Annotated in this window: 20 protein-coding genes; 9 read left to right on the top strand and 11 right to left on the bottom strand. The window is 57.4% G+C overall.

Translation table 11 applies throughout. The annotated features are described in order from the left end of the window. The first annotated feature begins 153 nt into the window (after positions 1 to 153). Entirely contained in the window at positions 154 to 855 is a 702-nt protein-coding gene (locus tag AC2FID_RS12105) for a DUF1223 domain-containing protein (protein WP_496836997.1), read from the top strand. On the opposite strand, the gene AC2FID_RS12100 is transcribed toward AC2FID_RS12105, so the two are convergent. The 4 genes from AC2FID_RS12100 to purB form a co-directional block, all read right to left on the bottom strand. Next, a complete protein-coding gene (locus AC2FID_RS12100) occupies positions 856 to 1,779 on the bottom strand; it encodes a lysophospholipid acyltransferase family protein (protein ID WP_108860319.1) in 924 nt (307 codons plus the stop codon). A gap of 115 nt (positions 1,780 to 1,894) precedes the next feature. After that, positions 1,895 to 2,986 (bottom strand): flagellar motor switch protein FliG, encoded by a 1,092-nt coding sequence (locus AC2FID_RS12095; RefSeq protein ID WP_496740448.1) that lies wholly within the window; start codon positions 2,984 to 2,986, stop codon positions 1,895 to 1,897. Positions 2,987 to 3,054: 68 nt separating this feature from the next. Then, positions 3,055 to 3,594, bottom strand: coding sequence for a tetratricopeptide repeat protein (locus AC2FID_RS12090; protein ID WP_496740447.1), 540 nt, complete (start codon positions 3,592 to 3,594; stop codon positions 3,055 to 3,057). A 379-nt stretch (positions 3,595 to 3,973) separates the two neighbouring features. Continuing rightward, a complete protein-coding gene (gene purB / locus AC2FID_RS12085) occupies positions 3,974 to 5,278 on the bottom strand; it encodes an adenylosuccinate lyase (protein ID WP_058277485.1) in 1,305 nt (434 codons plus the stop codon). An 89-nt stretch (positions 5,279 to 5,367) separates the two neighbouring features. Here purB and AC2FID_RS12080 point away from each other — a divergent pair, with 89 nt between their 5' ends. The 5 genes from AC2FID_RS12080 (at position 5,368) to AC2FID_RS12060 (ending at position 7,835) form a co-directional block, all read left to right on the top strand. Then, a complete protein-coding gene (locus AC2FID_RS12080) occupies positions 5,368 to 5,700 on the top strand; it encodes a hypothetical protein (RefSeq protein ID WP_496836994.1) in 333 nt (110 codons plus the stop codon). Beyond that, complete coding sequence (locus tag AC2FID_RS12075; RefSeq protein ID WP_496836992.1) at positions 5,697 to 6,119, top strand: DUF6314 family protein; 423 nt, start codon at positions 5,697 to 5,699, stop codon at positions 6,117 to 6,119. The genes AC2FID_RS12080 and AC2FID_RS12075 overlap by 4 nt, the downstream gene beginning before the upstream one ends. 68 nt (positions 6,120 to 6,187) lie before the next feature. Continuing rightward, a complete protein-coding gene (locus tag AC2FID_RS12070; RefSeq protein ID WP_496836991.1) occupies positions 6,188 to 6,775 on the top strand; it encodes a biotin transporter BioY in 588 nt (195 codons plus the stop codon). A gap of 141 nt (positions 6,776 to 6,916) precedes the next feature. Further along, a complete protein-coding gene (locus AC2FID_RS12065; RefSeq protein ID WP_496836990.1) occupies positions 6,917 to 7,474 on the top strand; it encodes a hypothetical protein in 558 nt (185 codons plus the stop codon). 10 nt (positions 7,475 to 7,484) lie between these two features. After that, complete coding sequence (locus AC2FID_RS12060) at positions 7,485 to 7,835, top strand: hypothetical protein (protein ID WP_472724020.1); 351 nt, start codon at positions 7,485 to 7,487, stop codon at positions 7,833 to 7,835. Positions 7,836 to 7,844: 9 nt separating this feature from the next. Here the strand turns inward: AC2FID_RS12060 and AC2FID_RS12055 are convergent, their stop codons facing one another. Continuing rightward, on the bottom strand, positions 7,845 to 9,059 hold the full coding sequence (locus AC2FID_RS12055; RefSeq protein ID WP_496836988.1) for a bifunctional alpha/beta hydrolase/OsmC family protein: 1,215 nt from the start codon (positions 9,057 to 9,059) through the stop codon (positions 7,845 to 7,847). 241 nt (positions 9,060 to 9,300) lie between these two features. Here AC2FID_RS12055 and AC2FID_RS12050 point away from each other — a divergent pair, with 241 nt between their 5' ends. Next, a complete protein-coding gene (locus AC2FID_RS12050; RefSeq protein WP_109311422.1) occupies positions 9,301 to 9,495 on the top strand; it encodes a hypothetical protein in 195 nt (64 codons plus the stop codon). Positions 9,496 to 9,499: 4 nt separating this feature from the next. On the opposite strand, the gene dddP is transcribed toward AC2FID_RS12050, so the two are convergent. Next, complete coding sequence (gene dddP, locus AC2FID_RS12045; protein ID WP_496836986.1) at positions 9,500 to 10,843, bottom strand: dimethylsulfonioproprionate lyase DddP; 1,344 nt, start codon at positions 10,841 to 10,843, stop codon at positions 9,500 to 9,502. A gap of 123 nt (positions 10,844 to 10,966) precedes the next feature. Here dddP and AC2FID_RS12040 point away from each other — a divergent pair, with 123 nt between their 5' ends. Further along, positions 10,967 to 11,710 carry a heme-dependent oxidative N-demethylase family protein gene (locus AC2FID_RS12040; RefSeq protein ID WP_496754455.1) on the top strand — a complete coding sequence of 248 codons (744 nt, stop codon included), beginning with the start codon at positions 10,967 to 10,969 and terminating at the stop codon, positions 11,708 to 11,710. A 36-nt stretch (positions 11,711 to 11,746) separates the two neighbouring features. On the opposite strand, the gene AC2FID_RS12035 is transcribed toward AC2FID_RS12040, so the two are convergent. From AC2FID_RS12035 to AC2FID_RS12015, 5 genes are all read right to left on the bottom strand, one after another. Beyond that, complete coding sequence (locus tag AC2FID_RS12035; RefSeq protein WP_282169331.1) at positions 11,747 to 12,658, bottom strand: hypothetical protein; 912 nt, start codon at positions 12,656 to 12,658, stop codon at positions 11,747 to 11,749. Positions 12,659 to 12,857: 199 nt separating this feature from the next. Then, positions 12,858 to 13,646 (bottom strand): lytic murein transglycosylase, encoded by a 789-nt coding sequence (locus AC2FID_RS12030; RefSeq protein WP_496836984.1) that lies wholly within the window; start codon positions 13,644 to 13,646, stop codon positions 12,858 to 12,860. Between the two features lie 66 nt (positions 13,647 to 13,712). Beyond that, positions 13,713 to 14,357 carry an MSMEG_1061 family FMN-dependent PPOX-type flavoprotein gene (locus tag AC2FID_RS12025; RefSeq protein ID WP_496836982.1) on the bottom strand — a complete coding sequence of 215 codons (645 nt, stop codon included), beginning with the start codon at positions 14,355 to 14,357 and terminating at the stop codon, positions 13,713 to 13,715. A gap of 99 nt (positions 14,358 to 14,456) precedes the next feature. Continuing rightward, on the bottom strand, positions 14,457 to 15,863 hold the full coding sequence (gene glnA / locus AC2FID_RS12020) for a type I glutamate--ammonia ligase (RefSeq protein WP_058277498.1): 1,407 nt from the start codon (positions 15,861 to 15,863) through the stop codon (positions 14,457 to 14,459). A 33-nt stretch (positions 15,864 to 15,896) separates the two neighbouring features. After that, entirely contained in the window at positions 15,897 to 16,235 is a 339-nt protein-coding gene (locus tag AC2FID_RS12015; protein WP_058274017.1) for a P-II family nitrogen regulator, read from the bottom strand. A 169-nt stretch (positions 16,236 to 16,404) separates the two neighbouring features. Here AC2FID_RS12015 and AC2FID_RS12010 point away from each other — a divergent pair, with 169 nt between their 5' ends. Further along, positions 16,405 to 18,141 carry an NAD(P)H-hydrate dehydratase gene (locus AC2FID_RS12010; RefSeq protein WP_496836980.1) on the top strand — a complete coding sequence of 579 codons (1,737 nt, stop codon included), beginning with the start codon at positions 16,405 to 16,407 and terminating at the stop codon, positions 18,139 to 18,141. The last annotated feature ends 296 nt before the right edge of the window (positions 18,142 to 18,437 follow it).

Here is an 18,437-nt window from a genome sequence, read left to right as displayed (position 1 = left end):
GACCAAGGTGGTGAGCTCGTTGAGTTATGTATACCATTGCACACATAATTTAAGGGTAACGATGGTCGCATGTCTCAAGAAACGTTGATTGGAGGTTGAACGGGCTTGCGTTTAAACCGGTCGGTACATCCAGCCAAAGGCCCGAGACCCGAAATGTTCAGATCCATCCGCGCAACAGCGCTAGTTTCTTTGTTTCTCTCCACAGCAGCCTTGGCCGAGGGCGATCCGGTTGTGGTTGAGTTGTTCACGTCTCAGGGCTGTTCTTCCTGTCCGCCTGCCGACCGGATCATGCATGATTTGGCCAAACGCGACGATGTGATCGGCTTGGCACTGCATGTGGATTACTGGGACTACATCGGCTGGAAGGACGAATATGCTGACCCGGATCACACTCTGCGCCAGCGTACTTATGCGCGAGAAGGTGGGCGGTCGATGATCTATACGCCTCAGATGGTGGTGAATGGGCAGCAGGATGTTGTCGGAGCGCAATCGCGGGAACTGGATCGTTTGATCAATGCGCACCTCAAGGCCGCCCCGCAAGCATCCGTGACGGCCGTGCGCTCGGGCGAAGACGTATCGGTGGATGTGACGCCGATCGAACTGCCGGCCGGAGAAACCTATGACATCCGGGTCATTCAGTATTCACCGATGCGCCATGCCTCGATCCGACGCGGAGAGCTGGCTGGTCACGATCTGGACTATGCCAATGTTGTCGAGGCCTGGCATATGGCAGGTCAATGGGACGGCGTCGCGCCTCAGGCGTATTCGGTAACCGTCGACACAGAATTTCCGGCAGTTGTGCTGGTGCAAAGGGCAGGGCACGGCCCGATCGTGGCGGCCGCGCGGGTCAAATAATCAGGGCATGTCCTCGGGTTGCACGCCCAAACCGTTCCAGGCTTTCCAGCGCCGGTGGATCCAAAACCACTGACCCATATGCTGTCTGACCATGGCCTCAAGATCGTCATTGGTGAACTGGGTCATGGTCTTCGGATCTGTATGCGGCACCGGGTCGTGTAGCACGATTTCAAAATCCACGCCGTTTGGTTGCCGCACTGCATAGCATGGGATCAGGACGGCGTTGTATTTCATTGCCAGTTCTGCATTCAGGACTGAGGTCACGGCGGGTTTGCCAAAGAATGTCAGCTCTTCACCGCCATGGGCGTGCAGATCGGATACGATCGCGATGATCCCATTTTTTTTGAGCGAACGCACCATCTCGACCATTCCGCGACGGCCTTGCTCGAACATCGGCGAGCCGGTCTTATGGAACGCTTCGACATACATGTCGTTGAAATAAGGGTTCGCCATGCGGCGATAGAGGCACCCAATCGGTTGACCGCTGCGTTCCTGCAGGGCGATGCGTGCTGCAAGATAGTGACCAAAATGCGCGGTGATCATCATGATCGGTCGCCCTTCGGCGACGGCAGTGTCAAATGCGGCAACACCCGAACCGCTTACCTTTGCCGTGCGCTGACGTTCGGTGAACCCTTCGGGCGAAAAATGCTCCATAATCGCGCGACCGGCATTGTCCGGAACGGCACTGCAAATTCTGTTGACCTCGGCCTCTGACAGGTCAGGGCGGGTCAATTTCAAGTTGCTGCGCACGCGTTTGGTAAAGCCGATCAACGGTGAAAGCCCACGCGCGATTGCGCCCATGGTGGCCAGGCGAGCTTCATAGGGCAGCAACCGCAAGGTCCCGATGACGCCCTTCATGAACAATCCAGTGATGTAGTATTTTCTAAGCTCTGTGCGGCTTAGTTCCGACTTTTCGACGGGCATGAATAGGTCTCACCGGCTGTTGCGATTTGCCGGGCAAGACATACAAGGCGGAAACCGCAACCACAAGCGTTGCAAAACAAAGCCATGCTTTGTCTTGCCGGATCGGACTAGCCCGTCACTCTTCGCTATCCTCTTCGATCAACGCTATTGCGCCTTCGTCGACCAGTGTTCGAATTGAGCCGATGACAAGTGTCATAGCTTCTTCTGCTTCTGCCAGTTTCACCTTGCCGCGTTCGGTGAATTCCTCGCGCAGGTTATCCGCCATACGCGTCGACATGTTGGATAGCAGGAAATCGACCGCGGCTTTGTCATTCTCGGCCGTGGCGCCAGCCAAGGCGGTGACGAGATCAGCCTGATCCAATCCACGCAGAATCGCAGGCACGTCCCGGGGCAGGATGCGCGCCGGGATATGGGCGAAGGTGAATATCGATTGGCGCACCAAAGCTGCAAAGTCGGTGTCTTCTTCATCTAGGGCCGTCAAAAGCCCGTCGCGCGTCGCTGCGGCTGATTGGTTCAGAATCGCACCGACCCGCACGCCGGGGCCATCCGAAAAGGCCGTGGCGGGACGTCGATCAATTTGCGCCGCCAGCGACCAGCCAATCCGTTCAACCGCCTCGGGTGTGATGTTGGCCGTTTTAGACACGGCATAGGTGATGCGCCGCGCGACCGGGCCGGGCAGGTGACCCAGAAGTTGCGCGGCATTCGCAGTTTCCAGCTTGGACAACATGACCGCTGCAATTTCAGTGCTTTCGGCCAGAGCGATGGTGGCCAAATCTTCTGTCGGGATTTCGCGCAGCCGTTGCCACGGATCGCCGATCTGGCGCACCCCGGCTTCCTTCCGCAACCTAGCCGCTGTTGCCGGCGTAATCTTGTCGCTGACTGCGTCCAGAGCACCGGCCAACCCATGTGGAAAAGACAGGCCGACACTGTCCAGCGCTTCGGCAAATTCATGTGCGACGGATGCCAGCGTGATGCGATCCACTAGGCCCATCTGACCCAGCTGGTGCGTCAGCTTTTCCTGCAAATCGTCGGGAAGTTCTTCCAGGGGGATATCTGCGCCCTCATTCAACAAAAGACGCACCACGACGGCGGCTTTTTGTCGGTTGCTCAACGCCTTGGGGACGACGCGGGGCGCGTCGTTCTGGGCGTCGGCTGCGGGTGTTGATGTCCCCGGTGCCAGTTGAACCAAAGAGTTTGTGTCCTGCATCTGCCCGTGGTGCCAAGTTTCTGTTCCACAGGCAGATTACGGAGAGTCGGGTAAAGAAAGGCTGAAGTTTAGTAGTTGTAAGTCAGCCCGGTGCGGATCGCCTCGCGCAGGGATGCCTCGGCCCAGGTGCCTTCACCGCCGCGCGCCTTGATCTCGCGCCACTGTGCGATGGCAAGATCGGTTTTGCCTTCGGTGACATAGCCCTGACCCATATAGCTGCGCGCCAGTATGTTGTCGGGATTCGCCTCAATGGCGTTCGAATAGAAGGCATTCGCCAGATCAAGCTCACCCATTTTGCGGTAGGTGAAACCCCAGTAAGTCAACACGCGATCATCATCCTGATCCATGATGCGCAGGATGTCCTGTGCATTTTCTAACTGTCCGTCATAGGCCAGTTCGCGCACGGCGTCATACAGCTCTTCTTCAGTAAAGTTGGTCTTGTCCGGCTTCACGCACCGTCCGGCGTCTTTGTCATAGACGCGACCGAAGAAACACTTCTTGGTCGTGTTGGTCGGTTTTGGCGGGCTGCTGTCACCGCCAGCGGCAAGCGCGACCGGCGCGAATGCAAAGGCCTGAAGGGCGATGGCTGAAGCGAGTACTAGGCGCATTTTCCTACTCCGTTGTCTGGGCTACTTACAGAAAGCATAGTGCGTTTCTCTCAAAAGCTAACAACCGAAGGCTCGCGTTTATTCACGAATAAGGAATTTTTTTATCAGCTATTCACAATTTTGGCGCAGGTTTGGGCTTCTGAATCCCAATACGTGCCCGGCGCGCAGGACTGGGTTTGCTTGGAATGGCCACTACAAGCTAAGGCAACGGAGGCTGAACAACTAAGGGCCACAGCGCAAATCAAAGTGCGGATCATCGTGTTTCTCCTGTCCGGACATACACTGGCATCATAGCCTGTTTTGGCCTGTCTGGCAAAAGAGCAGGGCCCGGATCGCGTCACGCGAACCGGGCCCTGCGAAGCATTTGATCAATCGCGGGTTATTCGCCGAACACGCGGGCGAAAATCGTATCAACGTGTTTGGTGTGATAGCCGAGATCGAATTTCTCTTCGATTTCCTCCGGACTCAGCGCGGCGGTGACGTCCGCGTCTGCCAGCAGTTCTTCTTTGAAATCGGTGCGGTGTTCCCAGACTTTCAGCGCGTTGCGCTGAACCATGGCATAGGCATCTTCACGGCTGACACCTGCTTGGGTCAGTGCCAGCAGAACCCGCTGGCTCATTACCAAGCCAGGGAACTTGTTCATGTTTTCGATCATGTTCTCGGGGAAGATCAACATCTTGTCGATCACGCCTGTCAGTCGCGCCAGTGCAAAATCCAACGTGATCGTGGCATCCGGCCCGATCATGCGTTCAACCGAGGAATGCGAGATATCGCGCTCGTGCCAGAGCGCCACGTTTTCCATCGCCGGGATCACTGCCGCGCGCACCATGCGGGCCAACCCGGTCAGGTTCTCGGTCAGCACCGGGTTTTTCTTGTGTGGCATGGCTGAGGAGCCTTTCTGACCCATCGAGAAGAACTCGGCCCCCTCCAGCACCTCGGTGCGCTGCATGTGGCGGATTTCGATGGCGACGTTCTCGATGCTGCTGGCAATAACCCCCAGCGTGGCAAAGAACGCTGCATGACGGTCGCGCGGGATGACCTGAGTGCTAATCGGCTCGGGCACCAGACCCAGCTGGTCGCAGACATGCTCTTCCACACGCGGGTCAACATTGGCGAAGGTGCCAACCGCGCCGCTGATCGCGCCAGTGGCGATTTCAGCGCGGGCGTCGCGCATGCGGGAAAGGTTGCGGTCCATCTCGGCGTAGAAACGCGCGAAGGTCAGGCCCATGGTGGTTGGCTCTGCGTGGATACCGTGGCTGCGGCCGATGCGGACCGTGTCCTTGTGTTCGATTGCGCGGCGTTTCAGGGCAGCCAGCAGACCTTCGAGATCTGCGATCAGCAGGTCGGCGGCGCGGGTCAGTTGCACGTTGAAACAAGTGTCGAGTACGTCCGAGCTGGTCATGCCCTGATGGACAAAACGCGCCTCTTCGCTGCCGACATGTTCGGACAAATGGGTCAGGAAGGCGATGACGTCGTGCTTGGTAACCGCTTCGATTTCGTCGATGCGAGCCACGTCGAATTCCACGTCTTTGGCTTTCCAGACAGCCTCGGCATTCTCGCGCGGGATCACACCCAGGTCCGCCATGGCGTCGCAGGCATGTGCCTCGATCTCGTACCAGATGCGAAACTTGGATTCGGGCGACCAGATGGCGACCATATCGGGGCGGGAATAGCGTGGAATCATTGGCAGCGGCACCTTATTGTGATTTGGCAGGAGGCGTTGCGGCGGGGTTTAAACCCGCACAGACAAAGGAACAAGGCGCGAGTGCGAATATGAGACGGTTTGCCCTGATTTTGGCCCTTTGGCCCGGTTTTCTGGTGGCAGAGGAGTTCAGAACGCTGACGGGGGATGAAATTCTGTCGGTATTGACCGAACAGAAGCTCGATTACGGGGAAGGTATCTGGCAGACCTTCGATGACACGATGCTGACGCAGTATTTCTCGGGCGGGCCCAGCGCAGGGCGGTGGGCAGTGCGCGAGGACCGTTATTGCTCGGTCTGGCCGCCTTCGGATTTTTGGGCCTGCTATGATGTCCAGCAAAGTGGCAAAGTGATCCGGTTCGTTGATGATAACGGTGCCGCGACCGACGGGATACTCGCCGAATGAGCCTGCCGCGCAGACTGTCGGATTTCGAAGGCCATTGGAGCCTGACCCGGACCATTCTCGATACGCAGGCGGGGCAGGTGGTGCAGGCCGATGGTCACACGGTCCTGAGCCCAACCGAGGACGGCTTGATATACGACGAAGAAGTCACGCTGCGTTTGCCGGGGCAAGCCGAGATGAAAGGCACGCGCAGGTACCTGTGGCACGCGGCGGGTGAGGCGATTGCCATAAATTTTGACGACGGCCGCTATTTTCACCGGCTGGCCTTGGGCCAGGCACATGCGTCCGACCGCCACGATTGCCCGCCCGACAGCTACGATGCTGTCTACGATTTTTCGGCCTGGCCAGTCTGGTCAGTGCGCTGGATCGTCTCGGGACCCAGAAAATCTTATGAAATGAGCACCGAATATCGGTTAAGATAGCGTAATCATGTTGCAGTCAAAGCTCTAAGCGGGCATTTCTGCAGTTGAAAATAGGTGGAGACATAATAATGAATGCGAATGTACTGGCCAATGCGATTGGCCCGCGCGAAGGCATCGCGCTGCGCGTCAAGCAAGTTGTGCTGGTGGCACTAGGTATTCTTGCGCTGGCAATTGCTGCCAAGATCAAGGTTCCGATGTGGCCTGTCCCGATCACAATGGGCACCTTTGCCGTGCTGACCATCGGCACCGCCTACGGCACGCGTCTGGGGTTGGTCACCATGCTGGGTTACCTGCTGATCGGCGCGTTGGGCTTCGATGTGTTCGCAGGTTCCTCGGCCGAGAAATTTGGTCTGACTTACATGATGGGCGGTACCGGCGGCTATCTGGTCGGTTACCTGCTGGCAACCGTTCTGTTGGGCGCACTGGCCGCGCGAGGCTGGGACCGTTCGTTCGGCAAGATGGCGTTGGCTCTGGTTCTGGCAAATGTCGTGATCTACGTGCCCGGTCTGCTGTGGCTGGGTCAGCTGTACGGATGGGATCAGCCGATCCTGCAGTGGGGTCTGACACCGTTCCTGGTGGGCGACGCGATCAAGCTGGTGCTGGCTGCACTGCTGATCCCTGGCCTGTGGAAGCTGGTGGGCGACGCACGCTCGTAACCTCCAGCCAAGTCAAATCTGACACAACCGCGCCCGGAGGTCTCCTGGCGCGGTTTTTTTGTGCCCTCACATTGGAATGCTGGACAAAAGGGCCCACGGCAGGTCAATCTGCATTCAATGAAATCATCAGGTTATTGAGATATGCGTATTCAATTAGCTTCGGCACTCGCTGTTTGCGCTTCGCTTTTGCTGAGCGTCGGGACGGCATCCGCCGACACTCCTGTCACTTATACGGACAACGGGCGGGCGCTGTTCGGCTTTTCTGTACCCGACTTCTGGGCGCTGCGCACCGGTGGCCCGCGCGAAATTGAGGATACCGAGCTGAGCGATTCACGTGCCGTGGCCCGGGTCATGGGGATGCGGCCAGTCACGGACGACAATGTCTGGATGGGCTTTGTTTCGCCTGCAGGCGTGGCCTCGATCGATGGCGGTCTGCGGTATCTTGAAGACATAGACAGGTTTTTGGTCAAGGACCCGACAGTGTCCGAAACCACGACGACGCGTATCGGCGGATTGCCCGCACGGGTTATTCGCGGGACCGGCAGTCGCGAAGGGCGCGGTGTGAACTTTACTGTTTCCGTGATTGACTTGCCGAAGAGGCGCGTGGCCATCGCAGTTGCGATCCTGCGCGATGGTGCTGATCCGGCTTATGTGGACGATCTGAACGCCGTGTTCGCGTCGTTCCGGTCCCTGCAGTGAGGAGGCGCACATGACCGGAAAACTGATCAAACGCGCAGCCCTCGCCCTTGGATTGGGGGCAGCAAGCCTGACGCTTTCGGCCTGTGATGGCGTAACCGTCGGGGTAGGTTACGGGTATGACCCGTTCTACGACTCGATGTTGTGGAACGACTACTATCACGACGTGGATGTAGATATAGACATCGACCGGCCGGATCGACCCCGGCCACCCGATGGTCGCCCACCTGCGCGTCCCGTTCCGCCAATCGCCAAGCCACCGAACAGACCACCGGTGTCGCGACCGCCGAACAGGCCACGGCCACCGGTTGCACGACCCCCGGCGGCACGGCCGCCTATTCACCGCCCCGCAGGCCGGCGCTGAACCGACAGGTCAGTCCAGTAATTCAGTTGTGATCTGGGCTGACCCTTCCAAGGTTCTGTGGACCGGGCATTTGTCCGCGATTTCCAGCAGTCGCGCGCGTTGCTCGGCCGTCAGCGGACCTTCAAGGCGGATCTTGCGGCGGAACTGATCGACTTTTCCTTCGTTGGCCAGCCCCGCGTCCTGCGCATGCACCTTGTTGTGGCACACATCGACTGAAACGGTTTTCAGCGGCCACCGCTTGCGCCGCGCGTACATGCGGATAGTCATCGATGTGCAAGCCCCCAGTCCAGATGACACGAACCCGTAGGGCGACATGCCACGGTCGGTGCCACCGTATGAGACGGGCTCGTCCGCGACGGCATGGTGCCGGGGACCGGATTGAATGTCTTGAAGGAACCCTTCCGGATCAGCTTCGGTCACGCGAACAACACCTTCGGGTGCGCCAGGTGGTGGGGCCGGCGGGCAGAGCTTGACGTAGCGCGTAACCCACGCGGTGATCACGTCCGCCGCGTATTCCGCATCGGATGCGCGGGTAATCAGGTGATCGGCATCGTCGAGTGTCACAAAGCTTTTGGGATGTTTGGCGGCCAGGAAGATTGTACTGGCATTGTCGATGCTTACGGTCTCGTCCCGAGGTGCATGCAAGATCAACAAAGCGGCCTTCAGGTCCGCAATAGCCGGCATCAGAGCTGCCTCGGAAATATCATCCACAAACGCTTTGCCAATGCGGAAGGGACGACCGCCCAACATCACGTCCGCTGATCCAGCCTGCGTGATCTCAGGCAATGCGGCTTCAAAGTGGTGGGCGACGTGGCCCGGATCCGCGGGTGCGCCCAGCGTGACCACGGCTTTGACGCTTGGAATTCCGGCGCGGGCGCGCAGCACAGCCGCACCGCCCAAGGAATGACCGATGAGCAATGCCGGAGCCATGTTGCGGCCAGCCAGGTAATGCGAGGCAGCGATCAGGTCTTCGACATTGGAGGTAAAGGTTGTGTTGGCAAATTCTCCGCCGGAATGCCCCAGCCCGGTGAAGTCAAATCGCAGAACGGCGATGCCCATCGCCGCCAGTCGGGCCGCAATCCTGCGTGCAGCAGGGATGTCTTTGGAACAGGTGAAACAATGCGCAAATAGCGCCGTGGCCAGGACCGGCCCGTCCGGCAAATCCAGGCGCGCGGCCAATTGGTTGCCGTCGTGACCGGCAAAGGTAATGCGTTCGGTGGGCATGACAGTTCCTTGTTCGTCGGGATGACCAATAGTGTGTGCTTCCTACTGGCCGCTCAACCCCATTGTAAGAAGCGTCACGGGAAGGTGAGTGAAGCGAACAGATTGAGCGCAATCCTTTGTCCGCCCTGTGAACCTAAAGCATCAAATTTCGTGAAGTATATTCTAAAAAATATTCGTTTTACTAATTTACGTCACCTCCCCATCTTACGACCATCGCAAACGTGCAGCCCAGGAGGTTCAAATGGCACATACTGCAATGGATCCAAGGGGCGTGGTTCTACGCCCGGATATACTGGCCGTGATTGCCCTGACCGGCGTGATCGGATTTGCGCTTGGTCAAACTCTGCCGCCGGTGGCATCTACTGAGGCGCAGGTTGCTGATCCCGTGTCCGAAGACTGGCACGGAAATGTCAGGCGGTCACATTGGTCGAACTGAAACGTTAGCTCAGGCCCATGAGCTGTGAATCAAAGGGATAGGTGGTCAGGTTCTCATATCCGTCTTCGGTGATCAGAACCTGATCCTCCAGCTTGATCGAGAAATCTCCGCCGACCTCTCCAACGGCAGCCTCGACACACAGGACCATGCCGGGTTCGAGCGCGTAGTCGTAAGAGCCTGCCACTGCCTTGTCCGGATAAGCAACCAGAGGCCACTCATCGCACAAGCCGACGCCGTGCATCAGGCAGCCGTATTTCTGCGCCAGAAATTTGTCGTCCAACTTGTGTGCATTGGCTGTCAGTTCAGGGATCATCACACCGGGCTTCAACATCTCCATGTTGGTCATGATATGCTCATGCGCGTGGTGCATGGCGTACACCATGTCCGGTCGGGGCTTTTCGTCCCCGATCCACCATGTGCGCGAGATGTCGATGCAGATGCCGTAGGATCCGATCAGGTCGGTATCAAAGGCGATGATCTCATTCTGTTGGGTGATCCGGGGACCGCATTCCTGAAACCAAGGATTGGTGCGCTGACCCGAAGCCAGCAGGCGGGTTTCGATCCATTCGCCACCGCGCCGGATGTTTTCGGCATGCAGCACCGCCCAGATATCATCTTCGGATGTCTTGCCGTCACCTACATTGGCGCGCGCGAATTTCTCCATTTCCGCCACAGCGGTTTCGCAGGCGTGATTGGCGCAGCGCATGGCTAGGATTTCGTCCGGGCCTTTTATGGCGCGGGTCTTTTCCGTAGCCTCTTCGCCTTCCATTATTTCGAACCCCTGCGCCTCAAGCGCGCGCAGGCCGTGCAGCATGATCTTGTCCACGCCGAGGCGCTTGTTGCCGCCACCATGTTCGTCGATCAGGACGCGCACCTCGTTTGAAAACACGTCCGCTGCCACATCTACCTTGTCGCCCCGGTCAAAGTAGAACAGGTCGGCGCCGGATCGTTGCTCGCGCACCAGTGGGTTGAACGTGGAAAGGAACGGAGAGTTCTTATAGTCCCAAATCACCATGTAGCCGTCAGCGCACAGCAACACCGCGCGGAACGGATTGTGCGTGTTCCACAGCTGCATGTTGGTGCTGTCGGTGGCATAACGAATGTTCAGCGGGTCGAACATCAGCAGCCCGCCATAACCGCGATCGACAATGGCTTGCGTCAGTCGTTTCCACCGGTGTTCGCGCATCCGGGCCAGATCGGGCAGGGCAAGGCCGGTCTTTTCCCATTCTGAAAACGCAAGCTGCGTAGGGCCAATCTCAATCCGGTCGTTTTCATTCGGGGTACCATCACCAAGGGTCGCACCTTTGGTCGGGTCGATCTTGCGGCTGTCGCGGTAGTGTCGGTTCATGGTGGGTCTCCCTGCCTGTTCTTTGAGCGTGAAGAATCAATCTCTCGGCGTCTTGAAGGTTTGCGACGGTGCGTTCGTCGCTTTTTGACCGACAAGCGGAAATTCTGATGATACGTCAAATTCATGACGACCATTCTTCAGACTTCAACTCCGTATGACCCGCTGGACAAGCGCTCATTGCCAGGCATTCAGCCAGCAAGCATGGACAACTGGTTGCACCACGATGATGCGTTTGCCGCCCAGATGCAAAGACGCGAGGACCTGTTGGTCAGTCATCGGTCGGATGTGCTGGCGATGGATGCAGGTGCTAAACCCGCTGCGCAGGAGTTGTTGGATCTTGTCCTGAACCAAGTTTATCCCGAGTGCACAGATCACGTCGCTCGCCCGGACGGGACAGATGTTACGATCGATCCGGATCAGCCATTGGATACACTGTGCCGATTGGTGCAGGAAGATTTCTGCATCCTGCAAAAGCAGGGGGATGAACATGTTCTGACCGGAGCCATCCTGTGTTTTCCTGCCAGTTGGCGCTTGTCCGAGAAATTCATGCGGCCCCTGATCGACATCCATCTGCCTGTTGACAGCTACAACGCCGACATCGCCCGGCGAGTTCAGCGTTTGTTTGACGGGATACAACCGGGACGCCCTCTGTGGCGATTCAATGCGCTGTGGTATGAGGACGCCGAGCTGCATCAACCCCGCAGTGCATACGACCGGCGGGCTCCACAGGAGCCAGGACACGCCCGGTTCCTGCGGAGTGAGCGGCAGACGTTGCTGCGCCTACCTAAGACACAGGCCGTGGTTTTTTCGATCCATACATATGTTCTGGCGGCAGAGCAGGTGCCAAACATGGAAAACCCCGCCTGATGGCGGGGCCTCCAAGGAGGGTCATTTCATACCAGGCTACATGCCCAGCGCGCTGGCAGCGCCCGCAAGTGCCCCGCTTGTGCTGAGAGCGGAGATCGCGATCGAATACACCAGCACCTGAGTGTTCAGGCGGAAGTCTTCGCCCCTTATCAGGTTCACAGCGGCCAAAGAGGCCGCAATCGGGACGGACACGCTTGCCACGGCACCCGTCAATCCCCAACTGGTCAGTCGGAGGATATCGCTGGGTTGCTCGTGGACGAGGGGGGGCGTGTCGTCCCGATCGGTAGGCTGCTCGATAGGTTCTGTCCGAAAAGCGATGCTGAGCAACTGCTCATCTGACAGCTGGATTGGCCGGGCTACTGGGGTCAGCGCCTTTTTTTCTGGCTCATCCAGGTCTTCTGCGTCAGTAACATTCAGTCCGGCAAACGGGCCTGTCACTGCCTCGAAAATCTGTTTTCTGTCACGCGGCCTGCTTGGGGCCAGCGTGTCAAATGCGCTCATGAATTGTTCGATGGTCAGAACGGTGTTGGGCGACAGCCATTCGACCCGCTGGGTCGCGCAGACGTCAACCATTCTGTAAAGGATCACGACCAGCATCAGCTCGGAAACTTCGCTGTCATCCAATAGGGGGGAAACCGGGGTCACAGTGATCGTCAGCCGGTTATTCGGCAGGGTGACGATGGGTCTCTGGATTGTCTTCAGACCTGCGGCGCGGTTGAGGCGCTCGAACCGGTCTTCGGTTTCGGCAACCTTAGTATCCAGCGTCAGGCGCACCAGATACTGACTGGACACAATGCTGGCTTCGGTGCTGTTCTGCAGAGACTTGCGCTCGACCAGGTGACCATAGTCCGCAAGGGTCTTGGCAACGATGTCGCTGAACCGCTCGATCGCGTCCTCGGTCTTACCGTCGAATTGCAGACCACCGTGATAGCTGTGCTTCGGAGTCACTGCGCTGTCCTTTGTCGCATCCTTTGTTTGGAAACAATCTAGCAAGCGATCTGGGGCAGATTTGGGCAAAAATGGAAAAAAATGAGAAATCGGGCAGATTGATTACGCTATGGAAACCTAGGCATTTTAAGGGCCTTTTGGCGTCTGTGGCGACAATGTGGCCGAAATCGGGTGTAACTGCCGGAATCCCAAGCCAGCTTCAACCGTCGATTCGGGCAGCCATTATTGCAATGGATTGTTGGTAAACCGAGGCGGCATTCCACTGTTGAATGACTGCAAAGTTTGGCTGACCCTGTTGATAGCCCCGACCGGGTTTCCAGCCCTTCTTACGCAGAAAATTGGCAGTTGAGGCCAATGCATCGGTCATATTGTAAAAGTCGACCTGACCGTCGCCGGTGGCATCAACCCCGTATTGCATGGCATTGCCCGGTAGGAACTGGGTGTGCCCAAGTTCGCCATGTTTTGCCCCTTTTGTCGCTGTCGTAATGCTGCCTTGATCGACCAGCTTCAGCGCCCCGATCGCGTGAGGAATGAAAAATTCGGACCTGCGGCAGTCATAGGCCAGTGTTGTGATTGCGGAAACAACCTGACTGTCCCCCATGAAGTTTCCGAACCCGGTTTCCATGCCGTGAATGGCGATCAGCACCCCGGCCGGTACGCCGTATTGACGTTCGAGTGCCGCATAGAATTGTGGGTTGCGCGCTTTGCGTTTGCGCCCTTGCGCCACGATGGTGTCTGCCCCTCGGACGCGCATGAACTTGTCTAACGAGTATTTAAAGCTCTTTTGATTGCGGTCCGCGGCTATGGTTCGCGTGGCGTATTGGGATTGGGCCAGTGCCTGCAATCCTTTCTTTCTGACGCCCGCGCGTTTCGCCTGTTTGGCAAAGTCCTTCTTCCATGTCTCAAAGCCGCTACTGGTGTTGCCGCAAGGTGCCGCGGAAGCATGGGCGGGAAGGGATAGGGCGAACAAGAGAGCGAAGCGAAGCATCAGGGAAACCCGGAAAATTGCATTGTCAGGAAAAGAGTACGCTGCATTTCTCTGTCCGAAAAGACGTTAGTACAGGTCCAGCTCTCCGGTGCCTTTCAGACTTTCAAACCACTCATCGGGTGTTTTGTCGATTTTGGCGTGTTTGACCATCATCGCGTTCATATTGGGCAGGTCCGAGGAGTCCGGCCATTCCTCCGGTTGCCACAAGTTCGCGCGGATCACACATTTGGGGCAGTGTGCGAACACTGTTTCGACGTGAATGACCAAGGCCAGTTTCGGCGAGCGGTTGTTTATTGCCATGCTATCCAGCAAGTCGCGGTCTTTGCATAAACGGGCAGTGCCACGAAGGCGCAGAGTTTCCATCTTGCCCGGCACGAAGAATATCAGGCTGACACGTGGGTCCAGCAAAATATTGTGGAACGTATCCACGCGCTTGTTGCCGGGTCGATCAGGGATTGCGATCAGTGTGTCGGATAACACATTTACGAACCCTTCTGGATCACCTCGGGGCGAGATGTCCAGATGACCACCTGGGTTGGCTGATGCGATCAGGCAGAATGTGGATTTAGCAATAAAGTCGCGGCACATCTGGTCCAGCCCGGACAGCTCTTTGGCGATGACCTGGGGCAGGGGCGCTCCGGTTATGCGCTCCAGTTCATTGCTCGAAGTCACAAAGTCTGTGAATTGAGAAAAGGGGGCGTCTGATGACATGCGATCTCTCCTAACCGGGTGGGTCGAGTGTGAGAGATCGTACCAAACGAAACAAGGGCGCCCGAGTGGACGCCCTTGAATTTTAAACCGCAAATCGGATCAGCAGCTGTAGTACATGCCGTATTCAACCGGGTGCGGGGTGTGCTCGTAGGTTTCGACTTCTTCCATCTTCAGTGCGATGTAGCCGTCGATCTGGTCCTTGGTGAACACGTCGCCCTGCAGCAGGAAGTCGTGATCCGATGCCAGAGCTTCCAGAGCTTCGCGCAAGCTGCCGCAGACGGTCGGGATATCGGCCAGTTCTTCGGCAGGCAGATCGTACAGGTTCTTGTCCATGGCTTCGCCCGGATCGATCTTGTTCTTGATGCCGTCCAGACCGGCCATCAGCAGAGCGGCAAATGCCAGGTAGGGGTTCGCCGCTGGATCGGGGAAACGAGCCTCAACGCGCTTGGCTTTCGGGCTTTCGGTCCACGGAATACGGACGCAACCCGAACGGTTACGGGCCGAATAGGCGCGCAGAACTGGGGCCTCAAAGCCCGGGATCAGACGCTTGTAGCTGTTGGTCGCCGGGTTGGTGAAGGCGTTCAGCGTTTTGGCGTGCTTCAGGATGCCACCAATGAAGTACAGGGCTTCATCCGACAGATCGGCGTATTTGTCGCCTGCGAACAGTGGCTTGCCGTCTTTCCAGATCGACATGTTCACGTGCATGCCGGTTCCGTTGTCACCTGCGATCGGTTTCGGCATGAACGTGGCCGATTTACCGTAGGCGTGCGCGACATTGTGGATGATGTACTTGTACTTCTGCAACTCGTCGGCTTGTTTGGTCAGGCTGTCAAAAATCAGACCCAACTCGTGCTGACACGACGCCACTTCGTGGTGGTGCTTGTCGACCTTCATGCCTAGACGCTTCATGGTCGACAGCATTTCCGAACGCAGGTCCTGCGCTTCGTCGATGGGGTTGACCGGGAAGTAACCGCCCTTGACGCCCGGACGATGGCCCATGTTGCCCATCTCGTATTCGGTGTCAGTATTCCACGACGCGTCGGTCGCATCAACTTCGTAAGATACCTTGTTGATGCTGTTGGAGAAACGGACGTCGTCGAACAAGAAGAATTCCGCTTCAGGGCCCATATAGGCCACATCACCGATACCTGATGCTTTCAGATAGGCTTCGGCCTTCTGAGCGGTGCCGCGCGGGTCACGCTCATAGGCTTCGCCGGTGTCGGGCTCAACAACCGAACAGTGTACGCAGATGGTTTTTTCCGCGTAGAACGGATCGACATATGCGCTGTTGGTGTCGACCATCAGTTTCATGTCGGATGCTTCGATCGACTTCCAGCCCGCGATGGACGAACCGTCGAACATGAAGCCTTCTTCCAGGAAGTCCTCGTCAACCTGGTCTGCCATCAGCGTGACGTGCTGAAGCTTGCCGCGGGGATCAGTGAAGCGAACGTCGACGTACTCGGCGTCCTCGTCTTTGATCAGCTGAAGAACTGCGTCCTTGCTCATAACTTAATATTCCTCTGCTTTGAGTTTGTTCTGTTACAGCGCTTCCGGGCCGGTTTCCCCGGTCCGGATGCGAATGGCTTGTTCAACGGGCGAGACAAAGATCTTGCCGTCGCCGATCTTGTCGGTCTTTGCTGCCGCGACGATAGCGTCGATGGCTGCGTCAACCTGATCATCGTCCAGCACGACTTCGACCTTCACCTTGGGCAGGAAATCGACGACGTATTCCGCGCCGCGATACAGTTCGGTGTGGCCCTTTTGACGGCCAAAGCCCTTAACCTCGATCACGCTGAGACCCTGGACGCCGACATCCTGCAGCGCCTCTTTAACCTCATCGAGTTTGAACGGCTTGATGATCGCTTCGATCTTCTTCATTCCGGGCTCCTGTTAACTCTTGTCAGTTTGGCACTGACCACGTCTAAATTCGGGCGGCAATGTGATTGCGATACCGGCTCGAGCCGAGCGCTGAGAAAATGGGCGTCGGGTCAATTTTTGATCAACTTGCACAAAAAGTAAGCGAAACTGAATCGCCAGAGGATTTGAGATGACGGAATTGCTGACAGCGGCGCAGATGCGAGCAATTGAAACAGCGGCGATTGAGTCCGGTCAGGTGACCGGTCTGGAACTGATGGAGCGCGCCGGTCGCGGGGTTGTCGAGGCGATTTTTGAGGAATGGCCGGAGTTGGCGAAAACTTCGGGGCGTGCTGTGGTTTTGTGTGGCCCCGGCAACAATGGCGGTGATGGGTTCGTCGTTGCGCGCCTGTTGAAAGAGTGGGGCTGGGAAGTCGAGGTTTTTCTGTATGGGGACGCCGACAAGCTGCCAGCAGATGCGCAAGTGAACTATGACCGGTGGCAGGAGTTGGGGGAGGTTGTACCGCTGACTGAAAAGGACATGCGCAAGGGTGGTTTTGCTGATCTTTACGTTGACGCTCTGTTTGGGACGGGACTGAAACGCGGCTTGGACGGTGAACTGTTCAAGGTCGTTCGGCATCTTTCTGGTAGGGATGGGGACGATTACACCGACCGCCTGGTCAGCATAGATGCCCCATCCGGCTTGTGTTTGGACAGCGGGCGGGTGTTGCATCAAGAGCCATTGAACCTATGGCCTCGCGAGTTTCTGGACGGTGTGCCCGCAGAGATGCGAAACAAGGTTGCTACTGCGGGCGGCGCGCGCGCTTTGCATGACCGTTTTGCTTGGTTGACCGTGTGTTTCGATAGCCCAAAGCCCGGGCATTTTCTGGCGCAAGGGCCGGATTTGTGTGGCAAGCTCGTTGTTAAAGACATCGGTATTTCCACGCAGCGTTGCCGCTTTAACGGTGAACCATACGACAGTGCGTTCACATTAGGCCCCAAGCCTTTTCGCAGGGCGAGCCGACCTGCTTTTCTAACCCTTGCCGAGGCACCTGGCCGCGTGAAGGACGAGCGAACATGGGGTGGTTTGCCGCTCTATCGAATGCCCAAATTCAAATGGCAACACAAGTATTCCCATGGCCACGCCTTCATCTTATCAGGCGGTTCGGGCAGGACCGGCGCGGCGCGATTGGCAGCGCGCGGTGCATTGCGGATTGGGGCCGGGTTGGTGACATTGGGGGTTCCGCCGGCGGCGCAGACAGAGGTTGCGGCACAGGTTACGGCCATCATGTTGCAACGGGTTGAGGGTGGCGACGGTTTGTCCGATGCTCTCAGCGATGAGCGGTTGAATGCGCTTTGTCTTGGACCTGGTCTGGGATTGGAGCGTGCGCGGGATCTGGTGTCGGTTGCTCTGGCGGCAAATCGGGCGACGGTTTTGGATGCCGACGCTTTGACCGCGTTTGCAGACGACCCTGCGGCTCTGTTTGACCAATTGCACGATAATTGCGTTCTCACACCGCATGGTGGAGAGTTCGCACGGCTGTTCCCTGACATATCTGAAAAGCTCAAGGCGGTTCCAACCAAAGGCCCGGCCTATTCCAAGGTCGACGCAACGCGTGAGGCGGCCAAGCGGGCAGGGTGCGTCGTTCTGTTCAAGGGGTCGGACACGGTGATTGCCGCGCCGGATGGGCGCTGCGCGATCAATTCGGCCCATTATGAGCGTTCGGCACCGTGGTTGGCGACGGCTGGCTCTGGCGATGTGCTTGCCGGGTTTATCACCGGGTTGCTGGCGCGTGGGTTCGCTCCGATGCAGGCTGCGGAAACGGCGGCCTGGCTGCATGTGGAATGTGCGCGCCATTTCGGCCCCGGCTTGATTGCCGAGGACCTGCCCGAGCAACTTCCTGCAGTCTTTCAACATCTGGCCAAATGACGCATGGGCGGAAATTAGCCACTTTTTTCAGCGTTCGGCAAGAAATAGCCGCACGTATACGCATCAGTGCATGTCATTCCTTTTGAAAGACATCAGACAGAGTGGCAGACTTGTACCCAGATTTTCCTGCCTACGAAGCCTTGGTAGCCAAATCTTTGATATGATTAAAATTTACTTTCTGCCGATTTGAGCCGTAAGGCAGAAATCCTAAACGCGACTAACTCGGTTCCTTGCGGAGTGGTCCGTCACATCGGTTTTTCTTTTGGCGGTTCCCACAAACGAAACGTTCAAGGTGA

It is taken from the genome of Ruegeria sp. CDSC068 (genome assembly GCF_059610545.1).
The sequence above is the reverse complement of the archived record's forward strand: the minus strand, read 5'-3'. Positions and strand labels throughout refer to the sequence as shown.